The 15736-nt window shown below is 71.5% G+C and carries 12 protein-coding genes; 7 read left to right on the top strand and 5 right to left on the bottom strand.

Features of this window, described 5'->3' with window-relative positions; all coding sequences use genetic code 11:
* The first annotated feature begins 67 nt into the window (after positions 1 to 67).
* The 3 genes from MB828_RS20995 to MB828_RS20985 are packed head-to-tail and all read left to right on the top strand — an operon-like array spanning position 68 to position 2842.
* Positions 68 to 883, top strand: coding sequence for an ABC transporter ATP-binding protein (locus MB828_RS20995; protein WP_046728675.1), 816 nt, complete (start codon positions 68 to 70; stop codon positions 881 to 883).
* A complete protein-coding gene (locus tag MB828_RS20990) occupies positions 873 to 1736 on the top strand; it encodes an ABC transporter permease (RefSeq protein WP_133028103.1) in 864 nt (287 codons plus the stop codon). Before MB828_RS20995 ends, MB828_RS20990 begins: the two co-directional genes overlap by 11 nt.
* A gap of 47 nt (positions 1737 to 1783) precedes the next feature.
* Positions 1784 to 2842, top strand: a complete 1059-nt coding sequence (locus MB828_RS20985; protein WP_301649529.1) for an ABC transporter substrate-binding protein — start codon at positions 1784 to 1786, stop codon at positions 2840 to 2842.
* A 9-nt stretch (positions 2843 to 2851) separates the two neighbouring features.
* Here MB828_RS20985 and MB828_RS20980 read toward each other — a convergent pair whose 3' ends face one another.
* The 4 genes from MB828_RS20980 to MB828_RS20965 form a co-directional block, all read right to left on the bottom strand.
* Positions 2852 to 3532, bottom strand: coding sequence for a response regulator (locus MB828_RS20980; protein WP_301649575.1), 681 nt, complete (start codon positions 3530 to 3532; stop codon positions 2852 to 2854).
* Between the two features lie 20 nt (positions 3533 to 3552).
* The gene (locus tag MB828_RS20975; protein WP_133028101.1) at positions 3553 to 5208 is read right to left on the bottom strand and encodes an ATP-binding protein; all 1656 of its coding nucleotides are present in this window, start codon (positions 5206 to 5208) and stop codon (positions 3553 to 3555) included.
* A gap of 128 nt (positions 5209 to 5336) precedes the next feature.
* Positions 5337 to 6281, bottom strand: coding sequence for a sucrase ferredoxin (locus MB828_RS20970; protein ID WP_301649528.1), 945 nt, complete (start codon positions 6279 to 6281; stop codon positions 5337 to 5339).
* Between the two features lie 68 nt (positions 6282 to 6349).
* Positions 6350 to 7609, bottom strand: a complete 1260-nt coding sequence (locus tag MB828_RS20965; protein ID WP_301649527.1) for a citrate synthase family protein — start codon at positions 7607 to 7609, stop codon at positions 6350 to 6352.
* Positions 7610 to 7717: 108 nt separating this feature from the next.
* Here MB828_RS20965 and MB828_RS20960 point away from each other — a divergent pair, with 108 nt between their 5' ends.
* A complete protein-coding gene (locus MB828_RS20960) occupies positions 7718 to 8884 on the top strand; it encodes a citrate synthase/methylcitrate synthase (RefSeq protein ID WP_301649526.1) in 1167 nt (388 codons plus the stop codon).
* Positions 8885 to 8995: 111 nt separating this feature from the next.
* Positions 8996 to 10105: a CobW family GTP-binding protein gene (locus MB828_RS20955; protein WP_301649525.1), complete on the top strand. Its 1110-nt coding sequence runs from the start codon at positions 8996 to 8998 to the stop codon at positions 10103 to 10105.
* A gap of 29 nt (positions 10106 to 10134) precedes the next feature.
* On the opposite strand, the gene MB828_RS20950 is transcribed toward MB828_RS20955, so the two are convergent.
* Positions 10135 to 12591, bottom strand: coding sequence for a DNA gyrase/topoisomerase IV subunit A (locus tag MB828_RS20950; RefSeq protein WP_301649574.1), 2457 nt, complete (start codon positions 12589 to 12591; stop codon positions 10135 to 10137).
* 266 nt (positions 12592 to 12857) lie between these two features.
* Here MB828_RS20950 and MB828_RS20945 point away from each other — a divergent pair, with 266 nt between their 5' ends.
* A complete protein-coding gene (locus MB828_RS20945; RefSeq protein ID WP_301649524.1) occupies positions 12858 to 14252 on the top strand; it encodes a M16 family metallopeptidase in 1395 nt (464 codons plus the stop codon).
* Entirely contained in the window at positions 14249 to 15637 is a 1389-nt protein-coding gene (locus MB828_RS20940) for a M16 family metallopeptidase (protein ID WP_133028095.1), read from the top strand. The genes MB828_RS20945 and MB828_RS20940 overlap by 4 nt, the downstream gene beginning before the upstream one ends.
* Positions 15638 to 15736: the final 99 nt, after the last annotated feature.

Raw genomic sequence — 15736 nt, 5'->3', positions numbered from 1 at the left:
AGCAAAAGAACGGCTTGCGCCCAGAAGACTGCTGCTGTGGTCCGTGCCACACCTACCGTCCCGGCCCATGAGCGCAGACACCAGCCCCGCCATCGAGCTACGGGGCGCGAGCAAGATCTTCAAGACCCCGTCGGGGGGTCTGCACACGGCTGTCCGCGACCTCGACCTCACCGTCGGACGTGGTGAGTTCGTGGCCGTGGTGGGGCCGACGGGTTGTGGCAAGTCCACCACGCTGACCCTGGTCAGCGGGCTGGAGGAGCCCACTGAGGGCGATGTCCTGGTGGCCGGTCAGCCGGTCGCCGGCGTCGGTGACAAGGTCGGTTTCGTCTTCCAGCAGGACGCCACCTTCCCCTGGCGGACCGTGCTGTCCAACGTGATGGCGGGACCCCGCTTCCGGGGCGTGCCCAAGGCGGAGGCGAAGGAGAAGGCCCGCGCCTGGCTGGCCAGGGTCGGCCTCGCCGCCTTCGAGGACCGCTACCCGCACCAGCTCTCCGGCGGCCAGCGCAAGCGGGTGGCGCTCGCCGCGACCTTCGTCAACGACCCCGAGATCCTGCTCATGGACGAGCCGTTCTCCGCGCTCGACGTGCAGACCCGGGCGCTGATGTCGGACGAACTCCTCGAGCTGTGGGAGGGCACCGGCGCCTCCGTCGTGTTCGTCACGCACGACCTGGAGGAGTCCATCGCGCTGGCCGACAAGGTGGTCGTCATGACCGCCGGGCCCGCGACCGTGAAGCAGGTCTTCGACATCGACCTGCCCCGCCCCCGCAAGGTCGAGTCGGTGCGTCTGGAGCCGCGGTTCATCGAGATCTACCGCGAGATCTGGGAGTCCCTCGGCGAAGAGGTCCGCATCACCCGTGAGAGGGGCGCCGCCCATGTCGCCTGACGTCCTCAGCACACCGGTCGTCGAGACGGCCAAGACCTCGGACCGCGCCCAGACGCGGGCCCAGGCCGCCCGCAGACGCAAGGTGATCGTGTACACCGTGCGGGTGCTGCTCCTGGTGGCCGTCCTCGGCCTGTGGGAGGTCCTGTCCCGGGCCGGTGTCATCGACCCGTTCAACTTCTCGATGCCGTCGAAGATCTGGGACCAGATCTGGACCTGGGTGACCCACGGCACCGCACTCGGCTCCCTCGGCGAGCAGATCTGGTACACGCTGTACGAGGCGCTGCTCGGCTGGGTCATCGGGGTCGCCGCCGGTGTCGTCTTCGGCATCGCCCTGGGACGGATCGCGTTCCTCGCCGACGTCCTCGGCCCCTACATCAAGGTGCTCAACTCGATCCCCAGGATCGTGCTGGCCCCGATCTTCGTGATCTGGTTCGGGCTCGGCGCCTCCTCCAAGGTCGCCTCGGCCGTCGTCCTGGTGTTCTTCCCGGTGTTCTTCAACGCCTTCCAGGGTGCCCGCGAGGTGGACCGCAACCTCGTCGCCAACGCCCGGATCCTGGGCGCCAGCGACCGCCGGGTGACCCTCCAGGTGGTCATCCCGTCCGCCACCTCGTGGATCTTCACCAGCCTCCACGTCAGCTTCGGCTTCGCCCTCATCGGCGCCATCGTCGGCGAGTACATCGGTGCCACCAAGGGCATCGGCCTGCTCGTCGCGCAGTCGCAGGGCACCTTCAACGCGGCCGGTGTGTACGCCGCGATGGTCATCCTCGCCGTCGTCGCGCTCGCCGCCGAAGGGCTGCTCACCTTCGCCGAGCGCCGCATCTTCCGCTGGAAGCCGTCGGACTCCGACAGCTGAACCCGGCCTTCTCCTCCCGCACCGCCACTCACAAGGACGTGAACGTCATGCGCAAGTCCGCCAGATACACCACCCTGGCCGCCGCCGGCCTGCTCGCCCTGTCCTCCCTCACCGCCTGTGCCAACGACGCGGCGAGCACGACCTCCAGCGGCTCCGCCGGCAAGGGCGACGGAAAGGGCACGAAGGTCAAGATCATGGTCGGCGGCCTGGACAAGGTCATCTACCTCCCGGCGATGCTCACCCAGCGGCTCGGCTACTTCGACGCCGAGGGACTCGACGTGGAACTGCTGACCGAGCCGGCCGGTGTGCAGGCCGAGACGGCCCTCGTCGCCGGGCAGGTCCAGGGCACGGTCGGCTTCTACGACCACACGCTGGACCTCCAGACCAAGGGCAAGGCGGTGGAGTCCGTCGTGCAGTTCTCCCGGGCGCCCGGCGAGGTCGAGATCGTCTCCACCAAGGCCGCCGGTGACATCACCTCGCCCAAGGACTTCAAGGGCAAGAAGCTCGGCATCACCAGCCTCGGTTCGTCGACCGACTTCCTGACCAAGTACCTCGCCGTCAAGAACGGCGTGAAGGTCAGCGACTTCTCGCCGGTCGCCGTCGGTGCGGGCGCGACCTTCATCTCGGCGCTCCAGCAGGGGTCCATCGACGGTGGGATGACGACGGATCCGACCGTCGCGACCATCCTGGACAAGAAGGCGGGCAAGATCCTCCTGGACATGCGGACGCCGGAGGGTTCCCAGAAGGCGCTCGGCGGTCCGTACCCGTCGTCCAGCCTGTACATGCAGACGGACTGGGTCAACAGCCACAAGGACACCGTCCAGAAGATGGTCAATGCGTTCGTCAAGACGCTCAAGTGGATGTCCACCCACAGCGCCGCCGAGATCGCGGCCAAGATGCCGGCCGACTACGCCCAGGGCGACAAGGCCCTCTACACGCAGTCCATCAAGAGCACGCTGCCGATGTTCACCGACGACGGTGTGATGCCCGAGAACGGCCCCGAGACCGTGGAGAAGGTGCTCAAGGCGTTCAACACGAACATCCAGAACCACGATGTCGACCTCAGCAAGACCTACACGACGGAGTTCGTCAAGGCTGCCAAGTAGCAGTACGTCTCAGCCGCGGGTCGCCCACACGTAACGGTGTTCGGGGCGGCCCGCGTCGCCGTACTTGAGGGTCAGCCGGGCCCGTCCGGTGCGCTCCAGGAGCTTGAGGTAGCGCTGGGCGGTCTGCCGGCTCACCCCGGTCCGCTCGGCGATCTCCTGGGCCGACAGCGGGCTCTCGGCGTTCATCAGCGACCGGCGGACCAGCTCGGCGGTGGTGGGGGAGTGCCCCTTGGGCAGCTCCGGCTCGGACGGCGCGGACAGGGCGCCGAAGATGCGGTCCACCTCGGCCTGTTCGGCCTCGCCGCCGCCGTCCAGGGTGCGCCGCAGCTGCGCGTACGCCTCCAGCTTGGTCCGCAGCCCCGCGAACGCGAACGGCTTCACCAGGTACTGCAGGGCACCCTGGCGCATGGCCGCCTGGACGGTCGAGACGTCCCGGGCCGCCGTCACCATGATCACATCGGTCTGGTGGCCGCGCCGCCGCATCTCCTGGACCACCGCGAGGCCCGTGTCGTCGGGCAGGTAGTGGTCCATCAGGACCAGGTCGAGGCAGGGGAGCGCCTCCAGCTGGCGCAGCGCCTCGGCCGCGTTGTGGGCCTCGCCGGCCACGTGGAAGCCGGGCACCTTCTCGACGTAGGCCGCGTTGACCCGGGCGACCCGGGTGTCGTCGTCCACGACCAGGACCTCGATCACGGCGCTTCCTCGTCCCTCGGTCATCGTGCGTCCTCGTCGGCCGGTACGGGCACCGGTTCCAGCTCCGGCTCGGTCAGCGCCTCGGGCAGCACCACCGTGAACTGCGCGCCGCCGCCGTCCGCGTCGCCCACGGACGCGCTGCCGCCCTGGCGTTCGGCGAGCCGGCGCACCAGGGGGAGTCCGATGCCGCGCTTGCCGTGCGCGGGCGGCTTCTTGGTGGACCACCCCTCGGTGAACGCCAGCTCCCGTTGTTCCGCCGGGATCCCCGGCCCGGTGTCGCGCACCCTGAGGACGACCGCGCGTCCCTCGGTGCGCAGTTCGACCTCCACGCGCGCGTGCGGAGTGCCGGCGACCGCGTCCAGCGCGTTGTCGACGAGGTTGCCCACGACCGTGACCAGCCCCCTGGGGTCCACCAGCCGGTCCGGCAGCCAGGTGCGGTCCGACACCCACAGGGCGACCCCGCGCTCGGCCGCGACGGTCGCCTTGCCGACCAGCAGCGCGGCCAGCAGCGGGTCCTGGATCTTCTCCGTGACCTGCTCGGCGGTGACCCGGTGGTCGCCGACCACCTCGCCGACGAACTCCACGGCGTCGTCGTACATCTCCAGTTCCAGCAGCCCGAGCAGGGTGTGCATGCGGTTGGCGTGCTCGTGGTCCTGGGCGCGCAGGGCGTCGATCAGCCCGCGCGTGGAGTCGAGTTCGCGGCCCAGCTGTTCCAGCTCGGTGCGGTCGCGCAGGGTGGCGACGGCGCCGCCGTCGTCGGTGGGCATCCGGTTGGCGACCAGGACCCGCTGACCGCGCACGGTGAGCAGGTCGGTGCCGGTCACCCGGCCGGCCAGCACATCGGTGGTACGGCCCGCGCCGAGCGCCTCGTCGGGGGACCGGCCGACGGCCTCGTCACCGATGCCGAGCAACCGGCGGGCCTCGTCGTTCAGCAGCCGAATCCGGCCGCCGCGGTCGAGGGCGACGACGCCTTCCCGGATGCCGTGCAGCATCGCCTCGCGCTCCGCGAGCAGCGCTGAGATGTCGGAGAAAGCCAGGTCACGGGTCTGCCGCTGGACCCTCCGGGAGATCAGCCAGGCGGCCAGCGCACCGACCGCGAGAGCGCCGCCGGCGTACGCGAACAGTCCCGGGATCGTGCTGAGCAACCGGGCCCGGACGCTGTTGTACGCGATTCCGACCGAGACCGCCCCGATGATCCGGTGCTTCGAGTCGTACAGCGGCACCTTGCCCCGTGCGGAGCGGCCCAGGGTGCCGTCGTCGATCTGCATGACCTCCTGGCCGTCCAGTGCCTCCTTGGGGCTGGTCGACACATGCTGGCCGATCTCCGAGGGCGTGGTGTGCGACCAGCGGAATCCGCCCTTGTCCATCACCACGATGTACTCGGCGCCGGTGGCCTTCCGGATCCGCTCCGCCTCCTTCTGCACCGGACCGCTCGCGCTGGGCGGGGTGGTCAGGACACCTTCGGCGATCTGCGGGTCCTGGGCCGTGGTCTGGGCGATGGCCAGGGCCCTGTGCATGGCCTCCTGGTCCAGCTGCTTGCTGAGCGGCGCGAGAAAGAGCCCGGTCGCGAGCACCGCCACCCCCGCGGCGATCGCCAGCTGCATCAGCAGGACCTGCGAGAACACCTTTCGGGGCAGCCGGGGGCGCAGTCGGCGCGCGGGGGGCGTGGGGCTCATACCCACGACGGTACGTGCGCGGGTGCGCCGTACCTAAGAGGTGTGGTGTGGATCTCTTGACCAGATCTTGGGAAAGCCGGGACCGCCGAGATCAGCCCGATCCGTGAGATCGGCGGGATCAGGCGAGATCAGCTCGCCAGGGCCGACGCCGTCCGCAGCTCCCGCAGTGACACCACGTCCATCCGGGCCGGGGATCCGAGCACGGAGACCCCGCAGCTCTCCGGGCGGGGCGGCAGGGACGCGCCCTGGGCCACCTCCACCCGCCAGCGGCGGCCGTCGGCGTGGTCGACGGTGACCTGCCAGCGCGGGGCCGCGCCCTCGGTCCGTACGACGCTCAGCGCGCCCGCCGCGTACTCGCCCGCCGCCTCGCGGACGGCCAGCTCGGCCGCCTGGCCGGGCCGCCCCCAGGCGGAGCACCCGCGGCACCCCTCCAGCACCACACGGCCCTCCTGGGCGCCGTGCAGGACCTCCTTGATGGCATGGGCCTCGGCGCGCCCGTACGCGTAGCCGTACGGCAGCACGAGCACCGTCGGTGAGAAGCGATGACCACCCAGATGGGTGACCTCCCAGGTGCCCCGTACGCCGGACGCGGCCAGTTCGGCGGCGAGCGGGCGGCCCAGCAGGGCGCAGCAGCGGTCACGCTTGCCGTTGGTGCAGACGAGGGCGAGCGGGCTGCCGGAGTGCGGCCGGCCGCCGAGCGCCGTGCCGAAGGAACGGTGGTCGCCCGCGCCGAGCGCGGCGAGGTCGAGGTCGAGCAGCCGGCGGGGATCGCGGGTCTCGGCGCTGTGCAGCCACAGGTTCCCGGGAACGGTGTGGGCCGCGTACACCTGCCGAACGGCGGGCGTGCCCGGGTCGGCATGGCGGCCGGGGCGGCGGATGAGCGCGATCCGCACGCCGGTCCCGTCGGCGGCGGCCTCCAGGGCGCGGCCGAGCGCGGGGTCCAGATGGCTCGAAGTGAGCGCCTTGGCACCCCAGGGGCCCGGCTGTTCCAGCAGCAGCCACGTCGTCGCTGTGGCGGCGGTGCCAGAGACGGGCTCGTCGAGCATCCGGGAGACGGTTGCGCACCTACTCACAGAGGTGAGCCTAACCTGACTTTGCCCGGACCGACTTCCGGGCCCCGCCCGTTCGGCCGCCGAAGGGGTTACTCCGGCAGCGGCTGCGGCGGTCTGGGGCCGACGTAGTGGCCGCTGGGGCGCATGCGGAGCGGGCGTTCGCCGTACTCCTCCAGGGTGTGGGCGATCCAGCCCGCCGTCCGGGCGACGGCGAAGATCGTCTCGCCCGCGGTGGCGGGCATCCCGCAGGAGGCCGTGAACACGGCCAGCGCCAGGTCGACGTTGGCGTGCAGCGGAGCGTGCCGGGCGGTCGTGGCCACGATGTCCCGCGCGGCGAGGAGGGCGGGCTCCGCGCGCGGGATCCCCTCCAGGAGGTCGAAGAGCACGCGCGCGCGTGGATCCTCCCCCTGGTAGAGCCGGTGACCGAGGCCCGGGATACGGCGGCCGGCCCGCAGTTCGTCCGCGATCACCGGCACGGCGGTGCCCTGGTCCAGGACGTCGAGCAGCAGCCGGTGCGCGAGTCCGCTGGAGGCGCCGTGCAAGGGGCCTTCGAGTGCGCCGAGGCCGGCCGACACGGCCGCGTACGTGTGGGCGCGCGCGGAGGCGGCCACCCGGACCGCGAGGGTGGAGGCGGCCAGGTCGTGGTCGACGAGCAGCGCGAGGGCGGTGTCCAGGACGCGCAGGGCGGCCTCGGTGGGTTCGACACCGGTCAGCCGGCGCCACAGCCGGTGGGCCAGCGGGCCGTCGTCGGGCCCGCGCCGTTGCTGCGGCGGCAGCGCGGCGACGAGGGTGGGGATCAGGACCCGCGCGGTGCCGAGGACGGCTTCCTCGGACAGGTCGAAGCGCAGTGGATCCTCGGCGGCCGCGGCGATCGTGGCGACCCGCAGCCGGTCGGTGGGGGTGGTGTGCTCGGGCAGCGCGTCGACGGCCCGGCGGGCGACGGCGACCGTGGCCTTCGGTGCGGTGAAGGTCGTGCCCCGTTCCATCCGGCCCGTCCACAGCCACTCGGCCACCTCCTCGTAGGAGTGGCGGGCGGCCAGTTCGGTGGCGTCGACGCCCCGGTAGAAGTACCGGTCACCGTCGATCAGCGTGATCCGGGTGCGTACCGAGAGGTCGCCGCCTCCGGGTGCGGAACCGGCCGCCGTCTCCCGCCGGTTGCGCCGGGCCAGCGCCGCCACCTCCGCGGCGTCGAAGGTGCTGGCCCGGCCACCGGGCTCGCGCCTGCTGCTGAGCTGACCGCGGCTCACATAGGCGTACACGGTCTCGGGTTTCACGCCGAGCAGTTCGGCGGTCTCCTTGGTGCTCAGCCGCCGCGCGGAGCTGTCGGGAGCGGGGTGTTGATCGCGCATGCCGCCACCGTAGCCGTCCTGACACATATTGATTCAATCAATGTTGACAGGAGTTGAGTCAAGCATAGACAGTCGAATCAAGTTCAGGCTGGACAGCGGAGGCACGTCATGACCGTCAACAGGACCGCGTCGACCCTTGTCGAGGTGCCGCGCGGACTCGCCGGTGTCGTCGTCACGGACACCGAAGTGGGAGATGTGCGGGGGAGCGAGGGCTACTACCACTACCGGCAGTACTCGGCCGTGGAACTCGCCCGCACCCGGAGCTTCGAGGACGTCTGGCACCTGCTGGTCCACGGCGACCTGCCGGACCCCGGACGCGCCGCGGCCTTCGCCGCGGAGACCGCCGCACTGCGGCGGCTGCCCGAGGAGGTCCGTACCGCCCTGCCCGCGGTGGCGGCGGCGAGTGCTGTCTCCGGTCCGCTCGCCGGGATGCGCACCGCGCTCTCCCTGCTCGGCGCGGCCAGAGGACTGCGGCCGGTGTACGACATAGACGCGGACCGGCGGCGGGCCGACACGGTCGCCGCGTGCGCCGCCGTACCCACGCTGCTCACGGCGCTGTACCGGCTGGGGCGGGGGCTCGAGCCGGTGGAACCGCGCGCGGACCTCCCGTACGCGGCCAACTACTTGTACATGTTGACGGGCTCGGAACCGGATCCCCGAAGGGCCCGTGCGGTCGAGCAGTACTTGATCTCAACCATTGACCACGGATTCAATGCGTCAACCTTCACCGCACGTGTCATCGCGTCGACCGGCGCGGATGTCGCGGCCTGCCTCGTGGGAGCGGTCGGTGCGCTGTCCGGGCCGCTGCACGGGGGCGCGCCCAGCCGGGCACTGGACACCCTGGACGCGATCGGGACGCCGGACCGGATCGACCCGTGGATCCGCGACCGGGTACGCGCCGGTGACCGCGTGATGGGCTTCGGGCACGCGGTCTACCGCACGGAGGACCCGCGTTCCCGCATGCTGCGCGAGATCGCCCAGGGCTTCGGCGGCCCCCGGGTCGAGTTCGCCGTCGAGGTCGAGCGCCAGGTGGAACGCATCCTCGCCGAGCTGAAGCCTGGCCGTGAACTCCACACCAACGTCGAGTTCTACGCGGGCGTCGTCATGGAACTGTGCGGCCTGCCCCGGGAGATGTTCACGCCGACGTTCGCGGCCGGGCGGGTGATCGGCTGGAGCGCGAACATCCTGGAGCAGGCGGCCGACTCGAAGATCATCCGGCCGGTGGCGCGGTACGTGGGGCCCGAGCCGGAGGTGACCGTCGAGGTCACCGTGTAGGGCACGCCGTCGACCGCCGGCGGCGGCTGTGGCGGGGGCGCGGATCCCGGCCCCGGCCGTTTCCTATCCTGGACCGGCCCGCCACCGTCACCGCGTCAGAGAGGCCGCCCCTTGGAGCAGCACCACCCTTCCCCGCAGATCCCGGTCGTGGTCCTCGCCGGATTCCTGGGCTCCGGGAAGACCACGCTCCTGAACCACCTGCTGCACCGCAGCGGAGGCAGCCGGATCGGAGCGATCGTCAACGACTTCGGGGCCATCGAGATCGACGCGATGGCGGTGGCCGGTGCCCTCGGGGACTCGACCGTCTCGCTCGGCAACGGCTGCCTGTGCTGCGCCGTCGACGCCAGTGAACTGGACCTGTACCTGGAGCGGCTCGCCAACCCGGCCACCGGGATCGACGTCGTCGTCATCGAGGCCAGCGGACTCGCCGAACCCCAGGAACTCGTCCGGATGCTGCTCGCCAGCGAGCACCCCGGGATCGTCTACGGCGGCCTCGTCGAGGTCGTGGACGCCGCCGAGTTCGACGACACGCGCGCCAAGCACCCCGAGATCGACCGGCACCTCGCCCTCGCGGACCTCGTCGTCGTGAACAAGCTCGACCGGGCCGAGCAGAACGGCGAGCGCGTCCTGGGGCTCGTGCGGTCGCTCACCGACGCGGCCGCCGCCGTCGTACCGGCCACCTATGGCCGGATCGACCCGGAGTTCCTGTTCGACTGCCGGCCCGTCGAAGACCGCATCGGCCAGCTGTCCTTCGACGATCTGCACGAGCACGAGCACGAGAACGAGCACGGCGACGGGAACCGGCACCGGCACGGGGACGGAGACGGCAGCGGGCACGTGGGGCACCTGCACAGCTCCTACGAGAGTCTGTCCTTCGTCTCCGGGCTGCCGCTGGACCCCCGCCGGCTCATGGCCTTCCTCGACAGCCGGCCCGAGGGGCTTTACCGGATCAAGGGGTACGTCGACTTCGGGCCGTACGACCCAGGGAACCGGTACGCCGTGCACGCCGTCGGGCGCTTCCTGCGGTTCTATCCGGAGGCCCGGGAGCCCGGCGGGGCACGGCTCACGCAGCTCGTGCTGATCGGTGCCGGCATCGACGCGGCCGCGCTCCGCAAGGAGCTGGAGGCGTGCACGAACGACGCCCCGCACGCCGACGAGCACGGCATGTGGGGCGTCCTGCGCTACGTACAGGGCCTCTCCGAAGGCCCGGACGAGGCGTAGACCGGACCTGGACTGGACCCGGACCGGACCTAGACCGGGCCGGCCACCACCCACACCGTCTTCGCCAGGGAGACACCGGAGCCGTCGCGGCGGGGGTCGGCCTCCGGGAGGTCGGCCGGGGTGCCGTTCTTCTGGGCCGCCTTCGCCGGCACCGGACCCGCCCAGCCGAAGGACAGGCAGTCCTCGCCCTTCAGGAAACGCTGGCAGCGCACCCCGCCGGTGGCCCGGCCCTTGCGCGGGTACTGGTCGAACGGGGTCAGCTTGGCCGTCGTCTGCACCGAGTCGTCGAGAGTGCCACGCGAGCCGGCCACCGTGAAGACCACCGCGTCGGCCGCCGGGTCCACCGCGGTGAAGGAGATGACCTTCGCGCCCTCGGCGAGCTTGATGCCCGCCATGCCGCCCGCCGGACGGCCCTGCGGGCGCACCTGGGAGGCCTGGTAGCGCAGGAGCTGCGCGTCGTCCGTGATGAAGACCAGGTCCTCCTCGCCGGTCCGCAGTTCCACCGCGCCGACGATCCGGTCGCCCTCCCTGAGGGTGATGACCTCCAACTCGCCCTTGTTGGACGGGTAGTCGGGCACCACCCGCTTGACGACACCCTGCGCGGTGCCGAGGGCCAGACCGGGCGAGGACTCGTCCAGCGTGGTCAGGCAGACCACGCTCTCGCCGTCCTCCAGGGAGAGGAACTCCGACAGGGGAGCGCCGCCCGCGAGGGTGGGCGCGGCCGCCGTCTCCGGGAGCTGCGGCAGGTCGACCACGTTGATCCGGAGCAGACGGCCCGTCGAGGTCACCGCGCCGATCTCGCCGCGCGCGGTCGCCGGGACCGCCGAGACGATCACGTCGTGCTTGGCCCGCTTGCCGTCGGCGTCGGCCGGGAAGGGCTCGCCGTTCATCGTGCGCGCCAGCAGACCCGTCGAGGACAGCAGCACCCGGCACGGGTCGTCGGCCACCTGGAGCGGCACCACGGCCGCCGGGGCGCCCGAGGCCTCCAGCAGGACCGTGCGCCGCTCGGTGCCGAACTTCTTCGCCACCGCGGCCAGTTCGGCCGAGACCAGCTTGCGCAGCTCCGCGTCCGAGTCCAGGATCCGGGTCAGCTCGGCGATCTCCGCGGTGAGCTTCTCCTTCTCCGCCTCCAGCTCGATACGGTCGTACTTGGTGAGGCGCCGCAGCGGCGTGTCCAGGATGTACTGGGTCTGGATCTCCGACAGCGAGAAGCGCTCCATCAGGCGCTCCTTCGCCTGCGCGCTGTTCTCGCTGGAGCGGATCAGCCGGATGACCTCGTCGATGTCCACCAGGGCGGTGAGCAGGCCCTCGACCAGGTGCAGACGGTCGCGGCGCTTGGTGCGGCGGAACTCGCTGCGGCGGCGGACCACGTCGAAGCGGTGGTCCAGGTAGACCTCGAGCAGTTCCTTGAGGCCCAGCGTGAGCGGCTGGCCGTCCACCAGGGCCACGTTGTTGATGCCGAAGGACTCCTCCATCGGCGTCAGCTTGTAGAGCTGCTCCAGGACCGCCTCCGGCACGAAGCCGTTCTTGATCTCGACGACCAGGCGCAGCCCGTGCTCGCGGTCGGTGAGGTCCTTGACGTCGGCGATGCCCTGCAGCTTCTTGGCGTTGACCAGGTCCTTGATCTTGCCGATGACCTTCTCGGGACCGACCGCGAAGGGCAGTTCGGTGATGACCAGGCCCTTGCGGCGGGCCGTCACCGTCTCCACCGCCACCGTGGCCCGGATCTTGAAGGTGCCACGGCCCGTCTCGTACGCGTCCCGGACGCCCTCCAGGCCGACGATCCGGCCGCCGGTGGGCAGATCGGGGCCCGGGACGTGCTTCATCAGCGTGTCCAGGTCCGCGTTCGGGTAGCGGATCAGGTGCCGGGCGGCGGCGATCACCTCGCCGAGGTTGTGCGGCGGCATGTTGGTGGCCATGCCGACGGCGATGCCCGAGGATCCGTTCACCAGCAGGTTCGGGAACGCGGCGGGCAGCGCCACCGGCTCCTGCTCCTGGCCGTCGTAGTTGGGCGCGAAGTCGACCGTGTCCTCGTCGATCGACTCGGTCATCAGGCTGGTCGCCGCGGCCATCCGGCACTCGGTGTACCGCATGGCGGCCGGCGGGTCGTCGTTGCCCAGGGAGCCGAAGTTGCCGTGGCCGTCGACCAGCGGGACACGCATCGAGAACGGCTGGGCCATCCGCACCAGCGCGTCGTAGATCGACGAGTCGCCGTGCGGGTGCAGCTTGCCCATCACCTCGCCGACCACGCGCGCGCACTTCACGTAGCCGCGCTCGGGGCGCAGCCCCATCTCGTTCATCTGGTAGACGATCCGGCGGTGCACCGGCTTGAGCCCGTCCCGGGCGTCCGGCAGGGCGCGCGAGTAGATGACCGAGTACGCGTACTCGAGGTAGGAGCCGCGCATCTCGTCCACGACGTCGATGTCGAGGATCCTCTCCTCGAACGAGTCGTCGGGCGGCGGGGTCTTCGTGCTGCGGCGGGCCATCGCTGCCGGCTCCTTGCTCATGCGTGAACGGGATCTGACGCGGACCATTGTGGACCGCCGTACTGACAACCCGGGTCAGGACCCGGTCTCCGCGGCCCGCTCCGCCGCCCGGTGGCGTTCGAGAGCGGGTCTGACGCAGGCTACGCGATCCGCTGTGGGCGTACGTCGTGCGGGAACTTCGCCGGGTCCCCGCACGCTTGCATACAGTGGCAGGACCGGCAGAAAAACCGCGGTTCGAGACCGCTTCCGCGAGCGAAGGGACGTACATGCCCATGGGTCACACGACCACGGCCGAGACAGGCTCCGGAGGCCTGACAGCGACCGAGCACCGCTTGGCCAACGGTCTGCGCGTGGTGCTCTCCGAGGACCACCTGACCCCGGTCGCGGCGGTCTGCCTCTGGTACGACGTCGGTTCCCGGCACGAAGTCAAGGGCCGTACCGGCCTGGCTCACCTTTTCGAGCACTTGATGTTCCAGGGCTCGGCCCAGGTGACGGGCAACGGCCACTTCGAGCTGGTGCAGGGCGCCGGCGGCTCGCTCAACGGCACCACGAGCTTCGAGCGGACCAACTACTTCGAGACCATGCCCGCCCACCAGCTGGAGCTCGCCCTCTGGCTGGAGGCCGACCGCATGGGCTCGCTGCTCGCCGCCCTGGACGACGAGTCGATGGAGAACCAGCGCGACGTCGTCAAGAACGAGCGCCGCCAGCGCTACGACAACGTGCCCTACGGCACGGCGTTCGAGAAGCTGACCGCGCTCGCCTACCCGGAGGGCCACCCCTACCACCACACGCCCATCGGCTCGATGGCCGACCTGGACGCGGCCACCCTGGAGGACGCGCGCGCGTTCTTCCGCACCTACTACGCGCCCAACAACGCCGTCCTGTCGGTCGTCGGTGACATCGACCCGCGGCAGACGCTCGCCTGGATCGAGAAGTACTTCGGCTCCATCCCGGCCCACGACGGCAAGCCCACCCCGCGCGACGGCTCGCTGCCCGAGATCATGGGCGAACAGCTGCGCGAGGTCGTCGAGGAGGAGGTCCCCGCGCGGGCGCTGATGGCCGCCTACCGGCTCCCGGAGGACGGCACGCGCGCGTCCGACGCGGCCGACCTGGCCCTCACCGTCCTCGGTGGCGGCGAGTCCTCCCGCCTCTACAACCGTCTGGTGCGCCGCGACCGTACGGCCGTCGCGGCCGGCTTCGGCCTGCTGCGGCTCGCCGGCGCGCCCTCCCTGGGCTGGCTGGACGTGAAGACCTCCGGTGACGTCGAGGTACCGGTCATCGAGACCGCCATCGACGAGGAACTCGCCCGGTTCGCCGAGGAGGGCCCCACGCCGGAGGAGATGGAGCGCGCCCAGGCCCAGTTGGAGCGCGAGTGGCTGGACCGGCTCGGCACGGTGGCCGGCCGCGCGGACGAACTGTGCCGGTTCGCCGTCCTGTTCGGTGACCCCCAGCTCGCCCTGACCGCGGTCCAGCGTGTCCTCCAGGTCACCCCCGAGGAGGTCCGGGAGGTCGCCAAGGCCCGGCTGCGCCCCGACAACCGCGCGGTGCTCGTGTACGAGCCCAAGTCCCCGGAGACGGCCCAGGACGCCGACGTACCCGAGGACCCGGAGGCCGAAGCCACGGTCGAAGCCGGCGACAACGATGAGGAGGCGGCCAAGTGACCGAGCTCGCCAGCATGGACTTCCACCCGCAGCCACAGCCGGGCGAGGCCAGGCCCTGGGCCTTCCCCGCCCCCGAGCGCACCACCCTGGACAACGGCCTGACCGTGCTCCGCTGCCACCGCCCCGGCCAGCAGGTCGTCGCCGTGGAGGTGCTTTTGGACGCCCCCCTGGACGCCGAACCGGCCGGCCTGGACGGCGTCGCCACGATCATGGCGCGCGCCTTCTCCGAGGGCACCGACCGGCACTCCGCCGAGGACTACGCCGCCGAGCTGGAGCGGGCCGGGGCGACCCTCGACGCGCACGCCGACCACCCCGGCGTCCGCATCAGCCTGGAGGTCCCGGCCTCCCGCCTCGGCAAGGGCCTCGGCCTGCTCGCCGACGCCCTCAGGGCGCCCGCCTTCGCCGACAGCGAGGTCGAGCGGCTGGTCCGCAACCGCCTCGACGAGATCCCGCACGAGCTGGCCAACCCGAGCCGCCGGGCCGCCAAGCAGCTCTACAAGGAGCTGTTCCCGGCGACCGCGCGGATGTCCCGTCCGCGCCAGGGCACCGAGGACACCGTCGAGAAGATCGACGCGGCCGCCGTACGGGCGTTCTACGACCGTCATGTGCGCCCCGCGACCGCCACCGCGGTGGTCGTCGGCGACCTGACCGGCATCGACCTGGACGCGCTGCTCGGCGACACCCTCGGCGCCTGGAGCGGCTCCGCCGCCCAGCCCCGTCCGGTCCCGCCGGTGACCGCCGACGACACCGGCCGGGTCGTCATCGTGGACCGCCCCGGCGCCGTCCAGACGCAGCTGCTCATCGGCCGCGTCGGACCCGACCGGCACGACCGGGTCTGGCCCGCCCAGGTGCTCGGCACCTACTGCCTGGGCGGCACCCTCACCTCCCGCCTGGACCGCGTCCTGCGCGAGGAGAAGGGCTACACCTACGGCGTCCGCTCCTTCGGGCAGGTCCTGCGTTCCGCCCCGGACGGCACCGGCGCGGCCATGCTGGCCATCAGCGGCTCGGTGGACACCCCGAACACCGGCCCGGCCCTGCTGGACCTGTGGACGGTCCTGCGGACCCTCGCCGCCGAGGGCCTCACGGACGCCGAGCGCGACGTCGCCGTGCAGAACCTCGTCGGTGTGGCGCCGCTCAAGTACGAGACGGCGGCGGCCGTCGCGGGCACCCTGGCCGACCAGGTCGAGCAGCACCTGCCCGACGACTTCCAGGCCACGCTCTACCGGCAACTGGCCGCCACCGGCACGGTGGAGGCCACCGCGGCGGTCGTGAACGCCTTCCCGGTGGACCGTCTGGTGACCGTCCTCGTCGGCGACGCGGCGCAGATCAAGGAGCCCGTCGAAGCCCTCGGCATCGGGGAAGTGACCGTCGTCGCGGCGGAGTAACTCCACGCGCGCGTACGGAGCCCTGGTGGCCGTCGGCCACCAGGGCTCTCGAATGTCCGAATTGGGGCGGAGGTTGCCTGTCTGCCCTGTGGGATGCGC

Origin of the sequence: Streptomyces arenae, from assembly GCF_022343545.1 — a bacterium.
GTDB lineage: Bacteria > Actinomycetota > Actinomycetes > Streptomycetales > Streptomycetaceae > Streptomyces > Streptomyces humi.
The sequence above is the reverse complement of the archived record's forward strand: the minus strand, read 5'-3'. Positions and strand labels throughout refer to the sequence as shown.

Bases quoted from the DNA above. Each gene is read 5' to 3' on its own strand.
- MB828_RS20995 (WP_046728675.1), top strand. From the start codon at position 68: ATGAGCGCAGACACCAGCCCCGCCATCGAGCTACGGGGCGCGAGCAAG.
- MB828_RS20990 (WP_133028103.1), top strand. From the start codon at position 873: ATGTCGCCTGACGTCCTCAGCACACCGGTCGTCGAGACGGCCAAGACC.
- MB828_RS20985 (WP_301649529.1), top strand. From the start codon at position 1,784: ATGCGCAAGTCCGCCAGATACACCACCCTGGCCGCCGCCGGCCTGCTC.
- MB828_RS20975 (WP_133028101.1), bottom strand. From the start codon at position 5,208: ATGAGCCCCACGCCCCCCGCGCGCCGACTGCGCCCCCGGCTGCCCCGA.
- MB828_RS20965 (WP_301649527.1), bottom strand. From the start codon at position 7,609: ATGCGCGATCAACACCCCGCTCCCGACAGCTCCGCGCGGCGGCTGAGC.
- MB828_RS20960 (WP_301649526.1), top strand. From the start codon at position 7,718: ATGACCGTCAACAGGACCGCGTCGACCCTTGTCGAGGTGCCGCGCGGA.
- MB828_RS20950 (WP_301649574.1), bottom strand. From the start codon at position 12,591: ATGGCCCGCCGCAGCACGAAGACCCCGCCGCCCGACGACTCGTTCGAG.
- MB828_RS20945 (WP_301649524.1), top strand. From the start codon at position 12,858: ATGCCCATGGGTCACACGACCACGGCCGAGACAGGCTCCGGAGGCCTG.